Annotated in this window: 23 protein-coding genes; 7 read left to right on the top strand and 16 right to left on the bottom strand. The window is 63.9% G+C overall.

The window, feature by feature from the left end; all coding sequences use genetic code 11:
• Positions 1–28 precede the first annotated feature (28 nt).
• The 3 genes from AC1DSD_RS11320 to AC1DSD_RS11310 all read left to right on the top strand — a co-directional run bounded on the left by AC1DSD_RS11320 (position 29) and on the right by AC1DSD_RS11310 (position 2,820).
• Positions 29–508, top strand: coding sequence for a hypothetical protein (locus AC1DSD_RS11320; protein WP_478030120.1), 480 nt, complete (start codon positions 29–31; stop codon positions 506–508).
• Between the two features lie 212 nt (positions 509–720).
• Positions 721–2,262: an amidase gene (locus AC1DSD_RS11315; protein WP_478030119.1), complete on the top strand. Its 1,542-nt coding sequence runs from the start codon at positions 721–723 to the stop codon at positions 2,260–2,262.
• Between the two features lie 87 nt (positions 2,263–2,349).
• Complete coding sequence (locus AC1DSD_RS11310; RefSeq protein WP_478030118.1) at positions 2,350–2,820, top strand: DoxX family protein; 471 nt, start codon at positions 2,350–2,352, stop codon at positions 2,818–2,820.
• A 245-nt stretch (positions 2,821–3,065) separates the two neighbouring features.
• Here AC1DSD_RS11310 and AC1DSD_RS11305 read toward each other — a convergent pair whose 3' ends face one another.
• Complete coding sequence (locus AC1DSD_RS11305) at positions 3,066–3,644, bottom strand: TetR/AcrR family transcriptional regulator (RefSeq protein WP_478030117.1); 579 nt, start codon at positions 3,642–3,644, stop codon at positions 3,066–3,068.
• Between the two features lie 81 nt (positions 3,645–3,725).
• Here AC1DSD_RS11305 and AC1DSD_RS11300 point away from each other — a divergent pair, with 81 nt between their 5' ends.
• The 3 genes from AC1DSD_RS11300 (at position 3,726) to AC1DSD_RS11290 (ending at position 5,743) form a co-directional block, all read left to right on the top strand.
• Positions 3,726–3,905 carry a hypothetical protein gene (locus AC1DSD_RS11300; RefSeq protein WP_478030116.1) on the top strand — a complete coding sequence of 60 codons (180 nt, stop codon included), beginning with the start codon at positions 3,726–3,728 and terminating at the stop codon, positions 3,903–3,905.
• Positions 3,906–3,916: 11 nt separating this feature from the next.
• Positions 3,917–4,834 (top strand): oxidoreductase, encoded by a 918-nt coding sequence (locus AC1DSD_RS11295; protein WP_478030115.1) that lies wholly within the window; start codon positions 3,917–3,919, stop codon positions 4,832–4,834.
• A gap of 165 nt (positions 4,835–4,999) precedes the next feature.
• Positions 5,000–5,743 carry an SDR family NAD(P)-dependent oxidoreductase gene (locus tag AC1DSD_RS11290; RefSeq protein ID WP_478030467.1) on the top strand — a complete coding sequence of 248 codons (744 nt, stop codon included), beginning with the start codon at positions 5,000–5,002 and terminating at the stop codon, positions 5,741–5,743.
• 251 nt (positions 5,744–5,994) lie between these two features.
• Here AC1DSD_RS11290 and AC1DSD_RS11285 read toward each other — a convergent pair whose 3' ends face one another.
• A complete protein-coding gene (locus AC1DSD_RS11285; protein WP_478030114.1) occupies positions 5,995–6,879 on the bottom strand; it encodes an SDR family oxidoreductase in 885 nt (294 codons plus the stop codon).
• Positions 6,880–6,982: 103 nt separating this feature from the next.
• Here AC1DSD_RS11285 and AC1DSD_RS11280 point away from each other — a divergent pair, with 103 nt between their 5' ends.
• A complete protein-coding gene (locus AC1DSD_RS11280; protein ID WP_478030113.1) occupies positions 6,983–7,873 on the top strand; it encodes a LysR family transcriptional regulator in 891 nt (296 codons plus the stop codon).
• Here the strand turns inward: AC1DSD_RS11280 and AC1DSD_RS11275 are convergent.
• The 14 genes from AC1DSD_RS11275 to rpsB form a co-directional block, all read right to left on the bottom strand.
• Positions 7,863–8,168 carry a hypothetical protein gene (locus AC1DSD_RS11275; protein WP_478030112.1) on the bottom strand — a complete coding sequence of 102 codons (306 nt, stop codon included), beginning with the start codon at positions 8,166–8,168 and terminating at the stop codon, positions 7,863–7,865. The two genes, AC1DSD_RS11280 and AC1DSD_RS11275, sit on opposite strands and share 11 nt — an antisense overlap.
• Before the next feature lie 91 nt (positions 8,169–8,259).
• Positions 8,260–8,595 carry a PilZ domain-containing protein gene (locus AC1DSD_RS11270; protein ID WP_478030111.1) on the bottom strand — a complete coding sequence of 112 codons (336 nt, stop codon included), beginning with the start codon at positions 8,593–8,595 and terminating at the stop codon, positions 8,260–8,262.
• Between the two features lie 126 nt (positions 8,596–8,721).
• The gene (gene rpmE / locus AC1DSD_RS11265; RefSeq protein ID WP_066806082.1) at positions 8,722–8,952 is read right to left on the bottom strand and encodes a 50S ribosomal protein L31; all 231 of its coding nucleotides are present in this window, start codon (positions 8,950–8,952) and stop codon (positions 8,722–8,724) included.
• Positions 8,953–9,083: 131 nt separating this feature from the next.
• Positions 9,084–9,566, bottom strand: coding sequence for a 3-hydroxyacyl-ACP dehydratase FabZ (gene fabZ, locus AC1DSD_RS11260; RefSeq protein ID WP_478030110.1), 483 nt, complete (start codon positions 9,564–9,566; stop codon positions 9,084–9,086).
• A complete protein-coding gene (locus AC1DSD_RS11255; protein WP_478030109.1) occupies positions 9,563–10,249 on the bottom strand; it encodes an OmpH family outer membrane protein in 687 nt (228 codons plus the stop codon). Before AC1DSD_RS11255 ends, fabZ begins: the two co-directional genes overlap by 4 nt.
• Positions 10,249–13,053, bottom strand: a complete 2,805-nt coding sequence (bamA, locus tag AC1DSD_RS11250) for an outer membrane protein assembly factor BamA (RefSeq protein WP_478030108.1) — start codon at positions 13,051–13,053, stop codon at positions 10,249–10,251. Before bamA ends, AC1DSD_RS11255 begins: the two co-directional genes overlap by 1 nt.
• A 65-nt stretch (positions 13,054–13,118) precedes the next feature.
• Positions 13,119–14,252, bottom strand: a complete 1,134-nt coding sequence (locus tag AC1DSD_RS11245; protein WP_478030466.1) for a M50 family metallopeptidase — start codon at positions 14,250–14,252, stop codon at positions 13,119–13,121.
• Positions 14,249–15,406: a 1-deoxy-D-xylulose-5-phosphate reductoisomerase gene (locus AC1DSD_RS11240; RefSeq protein WP_478030107.1), complete on the bottom strand. Its 1,158-nt coding sequence runs from the start codon at positions 15,404–15,406 to the stop codon at positions 14,249–14,251. Before AC1DSD_RS11240 ends, AC1DSD_RS11245 begins: the two co-directional genes overlap by 4 nt.
• On the bottom strand, positions 15,403–16,218 hold the full coding sequence (locus tag AC1DSD_RS11235; protein WP_478030106.1) for a phosphatidate cytidylyltransferase: 816 nt from the start codon (positions 16,216–16,218) through the stop codon (positions 15,403–15,405). Before AC1DSD_RS11235 ends, AC1DSD_RS11240 begins: the two co-directional genes overlap by 4 nt.
• A complete protein-coding gene (locus tag AC1DSD_RS11230; RefSeq protein WP_478030465.1) occupies positions 16,215–16,934 on the bottom strand; it encodes an isoprenyl transferase in 720 nt (239 codons plus the stop codon). The genes AC1DSD_RS11235 and AC1DSD_RS11230 overlap by 4 nt, the downstream gene beginning before the upstream one ends.
• A 20-nt stretch (positions 16,935–16,954) precedes the next feature.
• Positions 16,955–17,512, bottom strand: a complete 558-nt coding sequence (frr, locus tag AC1DSD_RS11225; RefSeq protein ID WP_478030105.1) for a ribosome recycling factor — start codon at positions 17,510–17,512, stop codon at positions 16,955–16,957.
• 3 nt (positions 17,513–17,515) lie between these two features.
• Positions 17,516–18,238, bottom strand: coding sequence for a UMP kinase (gene pyrH / locus AC1DSD_RS11220; RefSeq protein WP_478030104.1), 723 nt, complete (start codon positions 18,236–18,238; stop codon positions 17,516–17,518).
• 126 nt (positions 18,239–18,364) lie between these two features.
• Complete coding sequence (gene tsf / locus AC1DSD_RS11215) at positions 18,365–19,297, bottom strand: translation elongation factor Ts (protein WP_478030103.1); 933 nt, start codon at positions 19,295–19,297, stop codon at positions 18,365–18,367.
• Between the two features lie 87 nt (positions 19,298–19,384).
• Positions 19,385–20,242: a 30S ribosomal protein S2 gene (rpsB, locus tag AC1DSD_RS11210; RefSeq protein WP_478030102.1), complete on the bottom strand. Its 858-nt coding sequence runs from the start codon at positions 20,240–20,242 to the stop codon at positions 19,385–19,387.
• Between the last annotated feature and the right edge of the window lie 120 nt (positions 20,243–20,362).

Here is a 20,362-nt window from a genome sequence, read left to right as displayed (position 1 = left end):
TCAGTCGCTGGCTTGGAGGAGAAACACCGTGAGCAAACGTCTTCTAGCGATCATCGTCGGATTCATTGTCGGGATATCGCTGTCGTCGGCGCAGGCGGCGTCCGCCGACGATCCGGTCCTGGGGACCTGGCGGCTGAATGTGGCGAAGTCGCAATTCACACCCGGTCCGGGATGGCAGAGCCAGGTCCGGACATATCAGGCAACTCCGGAAGGGGTTGCGGTCACCTGGACGGGCGTCGATGCCAAAGGCGAGAAGATGCAGGTCAGCTACGCCTACGCCTATGACGGGCACGATTATCCGATGCTCGGCTCGGCAAGCTACGACACGCTGACCGCCGTGCGCATCGACGCTTGGACCGTCAGGTCGGAGGAAAAACGGGGCGGCAAAACGGTTGGCGTTGCCGTGCGGACGGTCTCGCGGGACGGAAAGCTGCTGACCATCACCGACAAGGGCACCAACAGAAAGGGTCAGGCCTTCTCGCAACTGCTGGTATTCGACAGGCAATGACCGCCCTCGCCGGCGAGCCTCCACCACAAGCCAGTTTCAATGCCCGATGCAAAGAGCGGATGGTTGGCCGGAAGCTGCTCGGATAGTAGCCGTTTTGCCCTGACCGAGTGACGCGCGGACGATTGGGCGCGAAGAACGTCGAACTTAGGGATGGCGCAACCTGCCATTTTCATGATCTGCTGGATCCTGGATGGAAACCGGCGGGGGCTGAAATGTCATCATCGATCACGACTCCGGACCGCCGGACCGTCCTCAGCTGGGCGGCAAGTGGGCTCGCCTTGGCTGCTGCAGGCCGATCCGCCGCCGCCACGCAAACGTCCGAGTTGATGGGGATCGAGGCGCGCGCGCTCGTCAAACTGATCCGGACCAGACAAGTCTCGTGCGTCGAGGTCATGCAAGCCTGCCTTCGCCAGATCGACCTGTCGAACGGCAGGTTCAACGCCGTCGTGTCGATGGGCGAGCCCGAAGAACTGCTGCGCGCAGCGCGGGCCAGGGACGCCGAACTGGCAAGCGGGACGGCGGTCGGGCCGCTATGCGGCTTGCCCCACGCCGTCAAAGACCTCGCGCCCTTAAAGGGTTTCCGGTTCACCGCCGGCGGCTCGCCGCTGTTCCGGGACCGGATCGCGACCCGGGACAATTTGCCGACCGAGCGACTTCGCGCTGCCGGGGTCATCTTCATCGGCAAGACCAACGCGCCCGAATTCGGCTTGGGCTCGCATACCTATAACCGCGTGTTCGGCCCGACTCACAATGCCTACGACCCTTCGCGTTCCGCGGGTGGCAGCAGCGGTGGCGCCGCTGTGGCGCTCGCCCTGCGGATGCTGCCATTGGCGGACGGGTCGGATTATGGCGGCAGCCTGCGCAATCCCGCCGGCTGGAACAATGTGTGCGGGTTCCGGACGAGCTTTGGCCGCGTGCCGCTGGACGGCCCCGACACATGGCTGCCGTCCATGGGCGTCGCCGGGCCGATGGCGCGGACGGTATCCGATCTGGCGATGCTGCTCTCGGTCCAGGCCGGCTATGATCCGCGCGCGCCGCTGTCGATGGAGAGCAGCGGCGTCCGGTTCGCGGGCTCGCTGCAGGCCGACCTGCGCGGGAAACGCGTCGGCTGGCTCGGCGATTTCGGCGGCGCCGTCACGTCCGAACCCGAAGTTCTAGCGGTTTGCCGCGCATCGCTGGGTCGATTCGCGGCAATCGGCTGCACCATTGGCGAAGCCCTGCCCGCGTTCGACATCGAAAGGGCATGGCAGGCGTTCGTGACGCTCAGGGCCTGGCAGTCTGCAGCGCCCCTGGCCGATATTGCGCGCGATCCGGCGAAACGCGCGCAACTCAATGCACAGGCCCTGTTCGAGCTCGACCTCGCCAGCCGGTTGAGCCCGAGCGATATCCAGGCAGCCTCGGCGGTGCGCGCCGGCTGGAGCGCGGCGTTCGGCCGCTTGTTCGAGCAGTTCGACGTGCTGGTGGCGCCGACCGCGCAGCTTTTCCCGTTCGACATCGCCCAGCCATGGCCGACCGAAATCGCCGGCAAGCAGATGCGCACCTATCACGAATGGATGAAAGGCGTCTGTCTTGTCACGCTCGCGGGGACGCCGTCGCTGGCGGTTCCGGCAGGGTTCAGCCGCACCGGCCTGCCGATCGGTCTTCAGATCATCGCTCCGAACCACCAGGAAATAACGTCGTTACAGTTTGGCGCGGCATACGAGGCGGCTGAGCCCTTATGGCGAAGGCGCCCACCCAGCTTACGAGCGAATTAACCAACCTGGCCTCGCACCACGTGTTGCGGACAGTCGTCCAACAGCGCTATCTGGCGACCGCGGGCATGCGCGGCCGGGGAGCGGAACATGGGGAATGCACCAGCGCGAGGCGCGTCGGCCTCCGGCAGCGCGGCATTGCTGCTCCGACTGCTCCTGGGGTCGCTCTTTATTGCGCATCTCTATTGGAAGTTCGCGATTTTGCCCGGCGGGCTCGATGCCTGGTGGGGAAATCTGCTCAAGGCGGGATATCCGTCTTTCGTTCCTGCCTATGTCCTTTCGGCAGAGCTTGCCGGCGCCCTGCTGCTGATCCCGGGCGTCCTGACCAGATATGTCGCCGGCTATGCCATGCCGATGATGCTCGGCGCGGCTCACTTTTGGATGACACGCAATGGCTTCTTTTTCACCAAGGCTGGAGCCGAACTGCCGCTCGTCTGGCTGGCGCTGCTTGGCGTTCAGGCTGTAGCGGGGGACGGTTCCTTCGCGGCGCTCCGGTCACCGGGTCCGCGTTGGGCGATGGCATGGTTGCGACGCCGACGCTTTGCCGCTGCCCGGGCCTGATTGCTCATGGTGAAGTCTCGGCGCTCCTTCCGCTAGGCTTCGCCGCCGCCTCGCTCGCGAGGCCAATATCCGCCAAAGGCCGGTTCGCCTCTATTCAACAGCAGGAATGTGGAGGGCTGGACGGCGGACGGCGACGCGCACGCCGACTCCCGCTTTCCTGTCGAATATAACGTCATTGCTGCCAGGACGATGACTGTCTGGTCGTTTCTAAAACGGTGATCCGCAACGTTGTCAGCGCATTAGGGCTAAGGCGTTGCCTGCAGCCCCGCCATCATCACGCCAAGCAGACGCCGCGCGCTGCCTTCCCAATCTGGCTGATCGCTGCCGCTGCAGATGCCGGCCATCATACGGGCAACGTCCTCAAAACAGATTTCCGCGCGGATCGTACCCGCCGCCCGCGCCCCATCTACCAGACGACGCAGTGCTTCGGACAAGGTGGCCTCCGAGCTGCCGTGGAGTTGTGCGCCTTGTGTATCGGCCCGCAATATGTCGGCGATCACTCGCTTTGCCGCCACATAGTCGATCACCCGATCCAGCCAAAGCGCCAAAGCCTCATCGGCCGGATGCTTTTCGAGCAACGTAATGGCTGCCTCGCTCAGTTGTTCGACTTCGCGTGCATAAACCCCTGCCACGAGAGCATCTCGGGTCGGGAAATGGCGATAGAGCGTACCGATGCCGACACCCGCGCGCTTCGCTACATCGCCTGGCGGTACGTCAACGCCCATCTCCGCGAACGCCGCCTTGGCCGCTTCAAGCAGCAGATCGCGATTGCGGAGACCATCGGTGCGCAGCTTTCGTGCGCGGGGTGAAAATTTTTCTGACATAGGCCTTGATAAACGGAACGCTATTCCGAATATATATAAACGGATCAGCTTTCCACTTAATCCATGGGTGCAGCCAAAACAATGACCGATGTTCAGAGGCCGGCCATCGAACCGACCGTTTCATGCAAACCTATCACCGCGAGCGGCCAGGTGCGCTCCATTCGTGACCGATCCCGTGGGCTGTGGGCATACGACGAAGAGCTGGCTTGCGGAACGGTCGGCGCATCGAACGCCGAGGCAGCCATCCACACCTTCATCTGAAAGAAACCGCCATGCCGAAAACTAAGGGCTTCACCGAAGCCGATGTTCCGGACCAGTCCGGCAAGACCTTCATCGTCACGGGCGCCAATGCCGGCGTCGGTTTCGAGATCGCGCGTGTCCTTGCCGCCCGGCACGCACGTGTTCTGCTCGGCTGCCGCGATCAGGCAAAGGGGGAAGACGCGATTGCCCGGATCCGAAAAGTCGCGCCCGCCAGCGACCTGGCATGGCTGCCGCTCGATCTTGGCGATCTGGACTCCCTGCGAGCGGCAGTCGAAATCGCTGGAAAAGAACCGCGCCTCGACGGCCTGATCAACAATGCCGGCGTCATGAATCCCCCGTTGATGCGGACCAAGCAGGGGTTCGAATTGCAATTCGGCGTCAATCATCTCGGTGTCTTCGCGCTGACCAATCTGCTGGTGCCCAAGCTCGCTCAGACGCCGGAATCGCGCGTGGTCGTAACGTCGAGCATCTCGCACCTGAAAGCCAGGATCGACTGGGACGACCTCAACGCCGACAAGAGCTACATCAAGACCGAACGCTACGGCGCCAGCAAGCTGGCGAGTGCGCTGTTCTTCTTCGAACTGGATCGTCGCCTGCGCGCGGCGAAGACGCCCGTCACTGCGATCGGCGTCCACCCGGGCATCGCCGCAACGAGCCTTGGTCGTCACATGGGACTTGCCCAGATCGCAGGCCCGATCGTCGGCCTGCTACTCAACAGCGCTGACAAGGGCGCGTGGCCGGCACTTCTGGCCGCGACCGGCAAGGTGAAGCCCGGAGGCTATTACGGTCCCACCGGCTTTGGCGGAATTCGCGGTGTCGCCGGCGAAGCAAAGCGCGCGCCGCATGCCGAAGATCCAGCGCTCGCGAAGCGGCTGTGGGAGGTCTCGATGATGATGACAGGAATCGATCCCGGCCTCCCGGCGGTCTGATTTTGCTCATGGTGCGGGATTGCGCCGCGCGTCTTACTCTTCAAACGGAAACGGTGATCATATGTCGGAGAAAGTCTGGTTCATCACGGGGGCCTCACGCGGATTTGGCCGCATCTGGGCTGAAGACGCTCTCAAGCGGGGTGACAAGGTCGTTGCTACCGCGCGATCGCTGGCCGACATCGCGCCCTCGCCGATGAGTTCGGCGACGCCGTCCTGCCTCTGGCGCTGGACGTGACTAACCGCGACCAGGTTGCCGATGTCATCGCAAATGCTCACGCGCATTTCGGCCGTTTGGATATCGTCTTGAACAATGCCGGCTATGCGCTCGTCGGCGCGATCGAGGAAGCGAGCGAGGCCGAGGTTCTCGCCGAGTTCGATACCAACCTATTTGGTCCTCTCACTGTCATCCAGGCAGCCCTTCCACTTCTGCGTGCGCAGCAGGGCGGCCATATCATCGGCGTCTCGAGCGTCGCGGGGGTCTATGCTGGCCCGATCACTGGCTTCTACCACGCGTCTAAGTGGGCGTTCGAAGCGCTCCACGAGAGCCTTTCGAAGGAAGTCGCGCAGTTCGGCATCAAAGTAACGCTCCTGGAGCCCGGTCCGTACGCGACAGACTTTTCGAGCCAATCCTCACTGAAGCTCGCCACGGGCATTGATGCCTATTCCGAGACGCGAGCACAGGTATTTGCCGGCGGCGCAACCACGAATTTCGGCGATCCTGCCGCGACCTCGACGTCCCTTTTCAAGGTGGTGGATTCGGAACAGCCGCCGCTGCGCTTCTTCCTTGGCACCGAAGGGCTACCCATGGCGCGCGCGGCCTATGCTGAGCGTCTTGCCGTCTGGGAATCCTGGGAAGATGCTTCGAATGCCGCCCAGGGCCAACCCAGGAAACAAGCCCTTGCCCTTTGATGAGATGGGCGCGCGGAGGATAGAGGGGATATGCGGGCGCCGACCAAAAACCGAAATGGCCGTCGTTAAGCCCCAAAGGCCGCCGAAACCCGCCGATAGCCGCATAACACAGAATATCCATATAATCATCAGTCGGTTATAACGATCTCGTAGTACTCATCATCCTCATCGGGCGTGGCGCGCCGCGCAGGTTTCGATCGCAACGGGGCCGCTCTCCAAGAGCAGCCCCGCCGATCGTCTTCAACGACGTCTCAGACCATCGCTGCCTTTTCCGAGGCGGCGAGCGCCGCGGCGAAGTCGCGATAGGAATGAAGCGGGCGACCCAGCAACCGGGTAAGACGCTCGACGTCGCCGGCTTCCGGGATCATGCCGTCGCTGACAAAGCGCTCGGCCATCAGGCGCATCTCATAGGCTGCCCATTTCGGCATGAAGCTCGCCAGGTTCTGCTCGAACGCGCTGGGGTCATCGCCACCATAGACGATAGGGCGACCTAGGAGGTCCGACCAGATGGCGGCCACGTCCGAACCGGTCAGCGTGTCGGGGCCCACGAGGTTGATCGTCTCGACCGGCAGCTTATCCGGCGCCTGCGCACGGCGGATAAGCTCGATCGCCGCGACTTCTGCGATGTCGCGCGCATCGACCATGGCGAGACCCTTGCCGCCGATCGGCATGGGATAGACGCCGTGGCCGACAATGACGTCCTTGCTCATATGCTCATTGTCGATGAAGTAGGACGGGCGCAGGATCGTGGCGCTGAAGCCCATTTGTTCGATCATCCGCTCGGCACCGAATTTCACCGCGAAGTGCGGCACATTCACGAACCGATCGGCATGGATCACCGACAGATAGACAAGGCGATCGACGCCCATTTCTCGCGCAATGTTGAGCGCGATGAGCGCCTGGGTGAATTCATCGCCGGTCACCGCGTTGAGCAGGAAAAATGCATCGACGCCGGTGAAGGCCTCGCGCAGCGCGTCGATATCGAGCAGGTCGCCCTGCACGACCTCCACCCCGGCGGGGACATCCGCCTTCGGCGGATCGCGGGTGAGCACGCGCACGGCGATGCCACGGTTGACGAGTTGATCGACGACATGGCGCCCGACGCGGCCGGTCGCGCCGATAACGAGAATGGTCATGATGTGTCTCCTGAAGTGTCGTGATTGACGCCTCTGAAATTAGTGATCCACACTTGAGCCAATAGACGCTATATCTGGACACGCCGTCTCGTTGGTGGAACACATGGACCTTCTCGCGCTCGCCGATTTCAACCTAGTCGCCAGGCATGGCGGGTTCGGACGCGCCGCGCGGGCGGCGCTACGCCCCAAGGCGACCCTGTCCCGACGGGTGTCGGAATTGGAGGCCGGCCTGGGGGTGCGGTTGTTCGAGCGCGGCGGGCGCGATCTCAAGCTCACCGAGGAAGGTCGGGCGCTGCATGAACGCACCGCGCGGCTGCTTACCGAGCTCAACGAGACGGCGGCGGCGATAGCGGCGGGCGGCGACACGCCCCGCGGCCGGCTGCGGATCAGCGCTCCTTCGCTCTTTTCGCAAATCGCGATGGGCAGGCTCGCCGCCGGCTTCGTGCTCGAATATCCGCAGGTCCGGCTCGAAGTCACGCCCGAGGACCGCGCAGTCGACATGATCGAGGAGGGCTATGATCTGGTCATACGGGTCAACCCACGACCCGATGAGAGCCTGATCGGCCGGGCTTTCCTGCATGACCGGCTGGTCGTCGTGGCAGCACCCGCGCTCGTTCGGCCGATTGACGGTTCTGCGGTTCGCGCCGTCGTGCGTGGATCGGCCGATCTAACGGGCTGTTGGAACGTAATCACGACGAGCGGACAGTCGACGATCGCGATCGATCCCATCCTGTCGCTCTCGTCGATGGTGATGGCCCGCGACGCGGTTCGACAGGGCGTCGGTGCTGGCCGCCTCCCGCTTTCGCTGGTGAGCCATGACCTGGCGGCCGGCCGGCTGGTGGCATGGGCCGATGTCGATGAGCCCGAGACCAGCTTGTGGGCGCTATATCCGTCGGCCCGGCTTCTGAGCGGGCGCGTGTCCGCGTTCCTGGCGTATCTGAAAAAGGCGTTCCCCAGCGGCTCGCCCGACGAGTTGGCGGCGTTTATCGATTAGCGACGCGCTGACGCGGCTCATCAACCCCGCGATCGCAGCGCGGCTTGGGCGCGCAATGACTGGCCGATTGCTGCGCATCGCAACGTTTCGCACGAGCGGCTCGGCGCGACTGGTCACAGTCTTTGTCGGCGGTTGAGGTGACGGCGGCGACCTGGCCGACGGGCATCTGCGTCAAGCCCAGTCCCGCCACCGCACCGACCAGCAGCCCGATTCCGGCGAATGCGCCATAGCGGCGCATCACCGTCGGCTTGCGGGCGGGAGGATGGTAGAGCGAGGTGCCTGGTTTGCGACGCATGATATTATCTCAGCGACTTATCAGATTTCTCAGCGTCTTCCATTAACCAAGAACGCATCGTGGTTACTTTTTGATGGCCCAGCCCTTCGGATCAGGCGGCGCCCACCTCTACCAGCGCTTCGTACAGATGGTCGGGCAATGTGCGGTGGAACAGGCAACCCGCCTGGAAATCGTCGGCCCAGCGGACCGTCGCCGCGATCTGTCCGGCACCGGGCAGAGTCAGCCAGATCACGCTGTCCTTCTTGAGCGCCGAATAGGTCGAGATGCGCGCGCCTTCGGGCGACAAATCGGTTACGCGGCACAATGTCCGGTCCAGCCCACTCCTGCCCAGCTTGGCGTCCAGCGACACGGGTGCGCGCGGCGACCGCCGGCGGTTCATCACCGCAGGTTCGAATTCCGCCGAAATATTGATCTGCCTGGCTTCCATGACGGAAAGTCTAGGCACGCGATGCCTAAGACAGCGTTAAGGACGCCCCCCTCCCGACACGCGAACGCCGCGCTCCCAGCAGGGAACGCGGCGTCGAACGTCACGCAGCCGCCGAAGCGGCGCGGCTTACTTCTTCGTGAGCGAGAGCCCGCCGAAACGCTTGTTGAAGCGCGCCACCTGACCGCCCGCATCGAGCATCTGGCCGCGGCCGCCGGTCCAGGCCGGGTGCGACAAGGGATCGATTTCGAGCGTCATCGTGTCGCCTTCCTTGCCCCAGGTGGAGCGCGTTTCGTACACGGTGCCGTCGGTCATCTGGACCTTGATCATGTGGTAATCGGGATGAGCGTCTTTCTTCACGTCGCGAAATCCTTTTGAAAGCCGCCGGTTTCCGACCGGCAGCGAAGCCGCGGCGCCTAGCAGAGGGTGCCGCGCGACGCAACTATCTCGGAAAATGCCCTCAATAATATGCGGCGCATGGGGCCGGTGCGTCAGGCCGCCGCTGGTGGATCGGCGATCATCGCGGTGAAGTTCGCCTGCGCGGCCAATTGCCCATCAATCAGCGCCCGGCCCGCAAATTTACACACCGACGAGCGCTTCTGAACGAAATCGACTTCCAGCCGAAGCAGCACGCCGGGTTCAACCGGCTTGCGGAACTTGGCTTCGTCGATCGCCATGAAATAGACCAGCTTGCCCGAGCCCGCGAGGCCCAGACTCTCGACCGCCAGCACGCCGGCCGCTTGCGCCAGCGCCTCGACGATCAGCACGCCGGGCATGATCGGACGTCCAGGGAAATGACCCTGGAAGAAGCTTTCGTTGATCGTCACCGCCTTGATCGCCGCGATCGATCGGTCGAGGATCAATTCCTCGACACGGTCGACCAATAGCATCGGGTAACGGTGCGGCAGCGCCGCCATCACCCGCCCGATATCGAGCGGACCGATGGAAGCGGCTGCCGTCGCCTCTTCGCTCACCGTCCGGACGGCTTCTTGCCGGTCGACGGTGCGGGCGTCGGTGCCGGCGGCAGCGCGCCACCAGGGACGCCCGCTGGCGGATTGCCGCGCGGCGCCGCCGGAGCACCGGCAGGGTTGCCGCCCGGCTGCCAATTGGCCGGCGGGGTGATGCTGACCGTGGTCACCAGTTTGTTGAGCTCGGCGGTGATGTCGTCGGTGATGTCGGCATTGGCGTCGAAATCGAGCGCCGCTTCCGGACGGATCACCAGACTGACGCGCTTGGTCGTCTTGACCGTGGCATAGGCCTGCTGGAACTTGGCCGAGATCTGTTCGATCGCGTAAGCGCGGGCGCGCAGGGCAGGCATTTCCGCCGTCGAAGCCTGCTGTTCCTTCTGCTGGATCGAGGCGAAATTGGGCGACGCGCGCAGCTTGGCGAGCTCGGATTCGTCGAGCTGGCCATCCTTGTTGGCGTCGAACGCCTGCTCCAGCGGCGCGAGCTCCTTGCGGATCGCTTCGGCCTGATCGAGCCCGGTCTTGTAGGTGGTCTTGATCTGGCCGATCGCATTGGTGAACGCCGCCGTCTTCAGGATCGCGGTCTGCGGGTCGGCGACGGCGACGGACTGCGCCGACGCGGCGGGCGCCAGCGCCAGGCCGGTCGTCAGCGCCACTGCGCCGATGCCGAGATATTTGGTCATGCTATTCATCAGAATTGGGTCCCTACGTTGAATGTGATGAGTTTTGTATCGTCGCCAGGCGAGTGCAGAAGCGCCTTGGCGATGTCGATGCGAAGTGGCCCGAAGGGCGAATTCCAATTGACCCCGAAGCCGATCGAGACGCGCGGCCGCGGCGTGTCGCCGAGGAACTGCTCGAGGAACGGTCCGGCCGAGGTGGTCAGTGCGTTGTTGGCGGTGCCGCCGACGCAATTGCCGCTCGCATCGGGAATACCGGTCGCGCAGGTCGTCGACACGGGTGTGCCGGTGGAATCGGTGTAGCTATAGAGCAACTGGCCCGAGCCGTTGCGCACCGGTGTAACGATCGGGTCGTAGATCGTTTTCCCACTGGCATCGACATGGGACGGGAATGTCGTCAGCTGCGGCTTGGTTACACCCCAGACGGCGCCCACGTCGAGGAAGATCGACGGACGAAGCCCCAGCTCGCGCACGCCGCCCGAAAGCGGAGGCTGAAGCTCGAACCGCACGAGATAATAGGCCCGACCACCCAAGGCGTCGTCGATATAATTCTTCTTGTCGGGATCAAGTGTCTGGGCGGTGACGACGCCGTTCGCGTCGGTCGTATTGAGGTAATTGATACGACGGACACGCGGGCCGACGCCGCGAATGTCGAACCCACGGATCTGCGGCTCGCCGAGATAGAAACGATCGGTGATGCGCACCTTGTCGATACCAGCGCCACGACTCTTTTCCAGGCTGGCGATGTAGCCCGCCTCGCCGCTGATCGAGAAAATCCAGTTATGGCCGAGGTTCATGTATTTCGACGCTTCGATGCGCGACCGGACATAGCGCACGTCGCCGCCGAGCCCAGCGAAGTCCTGGCTCAGCACCAGGCGCTTGCCCGCGGTCGGCCTCAGACGGCTGTTGAGACTGTCATAGACCAATGAATAGCCGAGAACGGACGACAAGCGGTTGCCGATCGCGTCGCACAAATAACGCCCCGCCTTGAGCGGATCGCAGGTATCCGGAATACCGTCCGCGTTCGTGTCCGAATAATAAGTCGACTTGTCGAGTCCGACTTCATCATAGGTCAGGCCGTAGCGCGCCGACAGCGACCAATATTCGGTGATCGGCACGCCGGTACGCACCTGGAAGCCGGTCGAAACCTGCGAATAGGTCGTCTGACGCTGGTCGCCGAGATAGTTGAACGAGTTATAGTCGCGGCGGAAGAGGTCGACGCCGACGGCGACGTTCTTGTTGAACAGATACGGCTCGGTAAAGCCCAGCGAGACCGACTTCGAATAGACCGAATAATCGACATTGGCGCGCAGTTCCTGGCCCTTGCCGCGGAAATTGCGTTGCGTGATTCCGGCCTGGATGATGAACCGCTCGAGGCTCGAATAGCCCGCCGACAGCGACAATTCGCCGGTCGCCTTTTCCTCGACATTCGCGTTGAGCACGACGCGGTCGGGAGCAGAACCCTGCTCCTGCTTGATCTCGAACTTGTCCTGGAAGAAGCCCAGGCTGTTGATGCGATCCTGCGAGCGCTTGACCTGGAAACTGTTGAACGCATCGCCTTCCGCCAGGCGGATTTCGCGGCGAACGACCTTGTCCTGGGTATTGCGGTTGCCGGTAATGTCGATCTTTTCGATGTACGATCTTTTGGCTTCCGCGATGTGGAAGTTGATCGACATGGTCAGCTTGTCGGGGTCGCGGTTGAACTCCGGGTTCACGTCGGTGAACGCATAGCCGAACAGCCCGGCGGTCTCGTTAAGCCGGTCGACCGAATCCTCGACGCGCTTGGCATTGTACCAATCGCCCTTGTTGATCCCCAGGCCTGTGGCCAGCTTGTTGTCGTCGAAATCGCGGATATCGCTGTCGACCGTGACGTTGCCGAACTTATAGCGCGGACCTTCTTCCACCACATAAGTGATGATGAAGTTCTTCTTGTCCGGGGTCAGCTCGGCCACCGCCGAGGTCACGCGGAAATCGGCGTAACCCTGGGTCAGGTAGAATTGGCGCAGTTTCTGCTGGTCATAGGCCAGGCGATCCTGGTCGTATGAGGTGTTGGACGACATGAAGCGGGTCAGCCGCGCCTGTTTGGTGACCATCTGCTCGCGCAGCTTGCCATCGGAGAAGACGTTGTTGCCGATGATGTTGATCGCGCGGACCTTGCTCTTGGGTCCCTCATCGATCTCGAACACGACGTCGACGCGGTTCTGGTCCAGGCTGACCATCTTGGGCTCGATCCGCGCGGCGAAGCGGCCCTGGCGACGATAGAGCTCGACGATCCGCGCGACGTCCTGACGCACCGCGGTGCGGGTGAAGATCTGGCGCGGGGCGAGCTTGATTTCCTTGGTGATCTTGTCCGACTTGAGAGTCTTGTTACCCTCCAGGATCACGCGGTTGATGATCGGATTCTCGCGAATGCGGATCGCGATCTCGCCGGTTTCGACACCGGCGATCGACACGTCGGCAAACAGATCGCTGGCGAGCAGGTCGCGCAGCGCCTGATCGAGCGTTTCGTTGGTATAGGCCTGGCCGACGCGCAGCTTGGTGTAGGACAGCACCGTTTCCGGCTCGATCCGTTGCGAGCCCTCGACGCGGAGAGAGCGGATGACGCGCTGCGGCGCCACAGCCGGCGACGTCGGCGCAGCGGGCGCGGTCTGCGGCGTGGCAGGAGCAGTCTGCGGTGCCGCAGCGGCGGGTGTGGGAGCGGCGGGCGCAGCGGCGGTCTGGGCGGCAGCTGCCACCGGGACCCCCGAGAGCATTGTTCCCGCGAGCAACACCGTCACGGCGCGCGTTCCGAACTTCGACGTATTGATAACTTTCACCATTCCACCCCAGCCGGAGACATTGCCGTCGCGTGATTTACGGGCGCGCCCGCCCTGCCCTAACCGCTTCAGCCGATCAACCCGGCGAGATGCTGCCACAAGCCCACCTTGCCCAGATCGTTGAACGTCACGACCAGGAACAAGCACAGGATCGCCGCCAGCCCGCCGCGAAAAGCCCATTCCTGGATCGCCGGCGTCACCGGACGCCGCCGCACAGCCTCGATCGCGTAGAACAGCAAATGCCCTCCGTCGAGCATGGGGACTGGCAAGAGATTGATGAACCCCAAATTAATGGAGATGATCGCGACCAGCCAGATGAAGTCCGGCCAGCCCATGCTGAGCTGCTCGCCGGAGAATTTCACCATGCCGACGACGCCTGACATGTCCTTAATCGGACGGCGGCCGGAGATCAGCTGGCCAAGGCCCTGGCCGGTCTGCCTGACCAGCGCCCAAAGCTCCCTGGCAGCGACACCCGGTGCCTGCAGCGCGCCGACTCGCACGAACACAGGCTGGGCGGCGCGAACCCCCAGCATCCCGATATCGCCTTCGTTGCCGAACTTGTCCTTGACGTGTCGCTTGCCGATCACCGTGTCGCTCGCCATCGCGACGCCGTTGCGATCGAAATCGATTCTGACCCGCTCGCCGGCGCGAAGCTGGACGTAATAGGCCAAGTCCTCGAAAGTCTCGACCGCGCGTCCACCCAACGCAGTGATTTTGTCCCCCGCCTTCAAGCCCGCGGCGGCGGCGGCACTGCCCGCTTCCACACCGGCCACGGTCGAAGGCGTGCGATTGTCGCCATAGGCCAGCGCGAATCCCATCAGGATCAGCAAAGCGAGGAAGAAATTGGTCACCGGACCGGCCAGCACGACGACCGCGCGCTGCCACAAGGGCTTGGCCTGGAAGGTACGGGCGCGTTCCGCGGGCGGTAGCGCCAGCCAGGCGGGGTCCGGTTGGCTTGCGGGGTTCATGTCGCCGGCGAAGCGAACATAGCCCCCGAGCGGAATCCAGCTCAGCTTCCAGCGGGTCCCGCTTCTGTCGGTCCAGCCGGTGATCTCCGGGCCAAATCCGATCGAGAAGACTTCCGACTTGATGCCGAACAGCCGAGCGGCGAGGTAATGACCAAGCTCGTGAAAGAAGACGAGCGGCCCCAGCAACAGCGCGAAGCCGACAATGTACAGGATCAGGCCGGGACTCTGCATCAGGTAACGCAATCCTCTACTCGCTCGCCCGCGATGGTACGCGCTTCATCATCTATAGCCAGTACGTCGTCCAGTGTCTCGGGCGCGGGCGGGTCGTAGTCGTCGAGCGTATCGGCGACGATTGCGGCAATTTCGAGGAACCCGATTTTCCCGGCCAGAAAAGCCGCCACCGCGATCTCGTTGGCGGCGTTGAGGATCGCCGGGCGTGCACCGCCCGCGGTCAGCGCGCGCCGCGCCAGCGCCAGCGCAGGAAAACGCCGGTCGTCGGGCGCTTCGAAATCGAGCCTGCCGACCGCGACCAGGTCGAGCGGCGCCATCGGCGTCGCCATCCGTTCGGGCCAGGCGAGGCAATAAGCGATCGGGGTGCGCATATCGGCCGGCCCGAGCTGCGCGAGCACCGATCCGTCGGCATATTCGACCAGCGAATGGACCAGCGACTGGCGATGCACGATGATCTCGATACGGTCCGGATCGACCGGAAACAGCCGTGCCGCCTCGATCAGTTCGAGACCCTTGTTCATCATCGTCGCCGAATCGACCGAAATCTTGGCGCCCATCGTCCAATTGGGATGCGCTACCGCTTGTTGCGGCGTGACGTCGCGCATGCGCTCCAGGCTCCAATCGCGAAATGGCCCTCCGCTGGCGGTCAGGATGATGCGGCGGACGTGTTTCGCCTGGGCCCGATCGAAACATTGAAAGATCGCGTTGTGCTCGGAATCGGCGGGCAGCAGCGTCGCACCGAAACGCCGTGCGGCGTCGACAACCAATTCTCCCGCCGAAACCAACGGTTCCTTGTTGGCGATCACGATCGTGCCGCCCTGTTCCACCGCCGCCATCACTGGGCGCAGCCCGGCGCACCCGACGATTGCACCGACGGTGAGGTCGGCCCCCGACCGTGCCGCATCGCACACCGCTTGCGCGCCGCCTGTGACGCTGGTGTCGGTGCCGCGCAACGCCTCGCGCAGCGCCGGCAGGCAGCTCTCATCGGCGACCACCGCCAATTCGGCGCGCGTTCGCCGCGCTGCCGCTGCAAGGCGCTCGACGTCACAATTGGCGGTCAGCGCCCGCACGCTGAAACGATCGGGCTCACGCTCGATCAGGTCGAGCGTCGATGTGCCGACCGACCCGGTCGCACCTAGAATGGTAACGGTCTTCACGGGCGCCAGACGTAGAGTAGAGGAACGATGACGATCAGGAACGCGGCGACCGGCGCTACCGGCACCAGCCCGTCGAGCCGGTCGAGCACGCCGCCATGGCCGGGGAACAACGCCCCGCTATCCTTCCTTCCGGCTCGGCGTTTGAGCCAGCTTTCGAACAGGTCGCCGCCTTGGGCGAGCAACGCCAGGAAGGGAGTCGCCAGCGTCAACCGCACCGCGAGGCCGTATTGCCAATGGAGGAACCACCCGAATGCGGTCGCCAGTGCGATGCCGCCGATCAGCCCGGCCCAGGTCTTATTGGGGCTGATCGTCGGCGCGAGCTTCGGGCCGCCGATATGTTTGCCCGCGAAATAGGCTCCGATGTCGCACATCCAGACCAACGCCAGCGTCCACAAGGTGTAGATCAGCCCGAACTCAGGGTTTTCGCGAATGACCAGCAAGGCCAGGACCGGCACGCCGACATAGATAATGCCGAGCCCAAGCGCGCGCGGCTTGAACACCGCGGCGACGAACACGGCCGCCGCGCCGACGATTCCTAACGCGAACCAGCCCGGCCCCCAGGTGGCGGGCGACATCACGGTCAGCGGGACAACCAGGGTCAGCATCGCGCCGCGCTTGTCGCGAGCCGTGGCGCCGGCCAAATCCGCCCATTCGGCGATCATGACCATCGCCATCGCCGCGACGACCAGCCAGAATATCCATCCGCCAAGCACCACCGCGGCCAGCGCCAGCGCCATCAGGCCCAGGCCCACCGCCGCGCGGATCAGCAATTCGGGAGGGCGCTTCGACGAGCGCGTGCGACGGTCGCTCACAGGCCTCCGAAACGACGTTGGCGCCGCCCGAAAGCGGCAATCGCCTCGCTCAACGTTTCCGCATCGAAATCGGGCCATAGCGTGTCGACGAACAGCAATTCGGCATAGGCCGCCTGCCACAGCAGGAAGTTCGACAGTCGCTGCTCGCCCGAGGTGCGGATCAACAAATCGAGCGGCGGCAGATCGTGCGTGTCGAGCAGGCTTTCGATCGCCTGGGTATCGATCTCCTCGATCGCCATGGCGCCGTCGCGGACACGACGCGCGAGTTCCTGGGCAACACCGGCTAGTTCGGCCTGCGATCCGTAATTGAGCGCGATCGCCAGCAACGGGCCGGTGTTCGCCGCAGTACGTCCGGTCGCGTCGTCGATCATCGCGACCAGATCGGGGGAGAAGCGGCGATAATCGCCGATCACCCTCAGCCGCACATTCTCGCGGACAAGCTCGTCGAGATCGCTACGGATGAAATGCCGCAGCAATCCCATCAGATCGCCGACTTCTTCCTCGGGGCGGCGCCAGTTCTCCGACGAGAAGGCATAGAGCGTCATCGCCTCGATCCCCATCGCGCGAGCGGCGCGGGTGACCTTGCGGACCGCCTCGACGCCTTGGCGATGCCCCGCGATACGCGGCAAATGGCGCTTCTTCGCCCAGCGCCCATTGCCGTCCATGATGATGGCGACATGGCGCGGCAGCACCGCGCTGGAAGCGGCCGGCGCCATATCGGTGACGGCCACCGGCGTCACTGGCTCAGGATTTCCTTTTCCTTGGCCGTGGCCACCGCGTCGATGTCGGCGATCGTGCTGTCGGTCACCTTCTGCACGTCGTTCTCATGCCGCTTGCGCTCGTCTTCCGAATAGACGCCCTTCTTCTCATCGGTCTTGAGCGAATCCATTCCGTCGCGACGAACGTTGCGCGCCGCAATCCGCGCCTTTTCGGCATATTGACCGGCCAGCTTGGCGAGTTCCTTGCGGCGCTCCTCGGTCAGATCGGGGATCGGCAGGCGCAGCGTATTGCCGTCGTTGATCGGGTTCAGCCCCAGACCAGCCGACCGGATCGCTTTTTCGACCGGACCGATGTTCGATTTGTCCCACACCTGGACCGACAGCATCCGCGGCTCGGGCGCCGAGACGGTTGCGACCTGGTTGAGCGGCATATTCGATCCGTACACCTCGACCGTCACCGGATCGAGCAACGCGGTCGACGCCCGGCCGGTGCGCAACCCGCCGAGATCGTGCTTCAGCGCTTCGACCGCACCCGCCATGCGGCGTTCGATATCGGCCTTGTCATAGGCGGCCATGTGTCATCCTTCCTTCTGTACCACCGTCGAGACGCCCTCTCCGCGCAACACCGAGGCGAGATTGCCCGGCTCGCGGATGTTGAACACCACGATCGGAATGTTGTTGTCGCGGCACAAGGCGATCGCGCTTGCGTCCATGACTTTGAGATTGTCCGCGAGCACCGTGTCGTAACTCACGGTTTCGTAACGCTTTGCCGCCGGATCTTTCTTGGGATCGGCATTGTAGACGCCGTCGACCGACGTACCCTTGAACAGCGCGTCGCAATTCATTTCGGCGGCGCGCAACGCAGCACCGCTGTCGGTCGTGAAGAATGGCGAGCCGACGCCGGCGGCGAAGATCACCACTCGTCCCTTTTCCAGGTGGCGCATCGCACGGCGGCGAATGAACGGCTCGCACACCGACTGCATCGGGATCGCCGACTGCACCCGCGTATCGACGCCGACCTGCTCGAGCGCGTTCTGCACCGCCAGCGCGTTCATCACCGTCGCCAGCATGCCCATATAATCGGCGGTCGCCCGCTCGATGCCCTTCGCTGCCGCCGACAGGCCGCGGAAGATATTGCCCCCGCCAACCACGACACACAATTCGTGCCCCGCGTCCTTGGCGTCCTTGATCTCGCCGGCGACGCGCGCGGTCACCTCTGGATCGATCGCCAGGCCCCCCTCACCCATCAGGACCTCGCCCGAGAGTTTCAGGAGGATGCGTTTATAGGCGGGGCTGGACATCTACACCTTCGGGGTCGTGAAGTGGCGCGGACCTTAGGAGCGCTGCGCTCCGAAGCCAAGCGGTTAGCGGATACGAAAAAGGGCCGCGCCTCACGACGCGGCCCCTTCTTCCTTCGAGACGTCGAATCAGGCCGGCTGGGGCACGCCCGACGCCGCCGCGACTTCCGCCGCGAAGTCCGATTCTTCCTTCTCGATGCCTTCGCCGAGCTGGAAACGGACATAGTCCTTCAGCGCGATCGGCGAACCGGCTTCCTTGGCGGCCGCGGCGACCACGTCGGAGATCTTGGTCTTGCCGTCCATCACGAACAGCTGGCTGACCAGGGCATTCTCCTTGCGGTACTTGGCGATCGCGCCGTCGACCATCTTGGCGACGATCTCGGCGGGCTTGCCGCTTTCCGACGCCTTTTCCTGGGCGATCGCGCGCTCGCGCTCGATCACTGCCGGGTCGAGGTCTTCCTCGTTGAGCGCCAGCGGGAACGCCGCCGCGATGTGCATCGCCAGCTGCTTGCCGAGCGCTTCAAGCTTGTCGGCCGGAGCCTCGCTCTCGAGCGCGACGAGCACACCGATCTTGCCCAGGCCCGGCGCCTGCGCGTTGTGGACATAAGGCACGACCGCGCCCTTGCTCACTTCGAGCTTCCTGGCGCGGCGCAGCGTCTGATTCTCGCCGATCGTCGCAATATTGTTGGTTAGCACCTCCTCGACGGTCTTGCCGCCGAGCGAAGCCGCCTTGATCGTCGCGATGTCATCGCCCAGTTCGAGCGCGACCGAGGTCACGTCGCGGACGAAAGTCTGGAACTGATCGTTCTTGGCGACGAAGTCGGTTTCCGAATTGACTTCGACCGCGGCACCCTTGGTGCCCGAAACCTCGACACCGACCAGACCCTCGGCCGCGGTGCGGCTCGATTTCTTGGCGGCGGCCGCGAGGCCCTTGGTGCGCAGCCAGTCCAGCGCGGCGTCCATGTCGCCGCCGGCTTCGCCAAGCGCCTTCTTGCAGTCCATCATGCCCGCGCCGCTCTTCTCGCGCAGGTCCTTGACCATTGCTGCCGTGATGTCGGCCATGTCTTCGATCCTTCTAGTCAGAATGTAGTTGCGGGCGAGGCGGGGCGTTGTCGCCCTACCCCGCCCGCATGACGGTTAGGCGACGGCTCAGGCGTCGATCTGACGCTCGCCCTCGGCCGCCATGTCGGCCTGCTGCGCCGCGTCGGCGACGACCGGCTCGGCGTTGAGGGCCTCCTCGGCCGGGGCCGGTTCGACAGCCAGCGCTTCCTCGACCGGCGCTTCGACCTGGGCACCCAGATCGACACCGGCATTCGCCTGGCGCTGCTGGCCGCCACGAGTCGCGGCGATGGCGATCGCTTCGCAATAGAGACGAATCGCGCGGGCGGCGTCATCGTTGGCCGGAACCGGGAACGCGATGCCGTCGGGCGAAACGTTCGAATCGAGGATCGCCACGACCGGGATACCCAGCGTGTTGGCTTCCTTGATCGCCAGCTCTTCCTTGTTGGCGTCGATCACGAACATCACGTCGGGAACGCCGCCCATGTCGCGGATGCCGCCGAGCGAGAGTTCGAGCTTGTCCTTCTCACGAGTGAGCTGGAGCACTTCCTTCTTGGTCAGGCCGTGCGTGTCGCCCGAAAGCTGCTCTTCGAGGCTCTTGAGGCGCTTGATCGAGTTGGAAATCGTCTTCCAGTTGGTGAGCATGCCGCCCAGCCAGCGGTGGTTGACGAAATGCTGGCCAGCGCGGCGCGCGGCGTCGGCGATCGGCTCTTGCGCCTGGCGCTTGGTGCCGACGAACAGGACCTTGCCGCCCGACGCGACCGACGAGCTGACGAATTCGAGCGCACGCGCGAACAGCGGCACGGTCTGCGACAGATCGATGATGTGGACGCCGTTACGGTCGCCGAACAGATACGGCTTCATCTTCGGGTTCCAGCGGTGGGTCTGGTGGCCGAAATGTGCGCCCGTTTCGAGCAATTGCTGCATGGTGACGACAGGTGCCGCCATAGGGATAACTCCTTCCGGTTGTTCCTCTGGGAAGCGGGGACCGAAAATCCTGTAAATCCACGCGCCAATCATGGCGGAGGCAGGTCCGGCACCGGGTTATGATGCTTCCCATGCGGGTTT

It is taken from the genome of Sphingomonas sp. P4_D12 (assembly GCF_056401895.1).
This window is presented reverse-complemented; position numbering and strand designations above follow the sequence as displayed.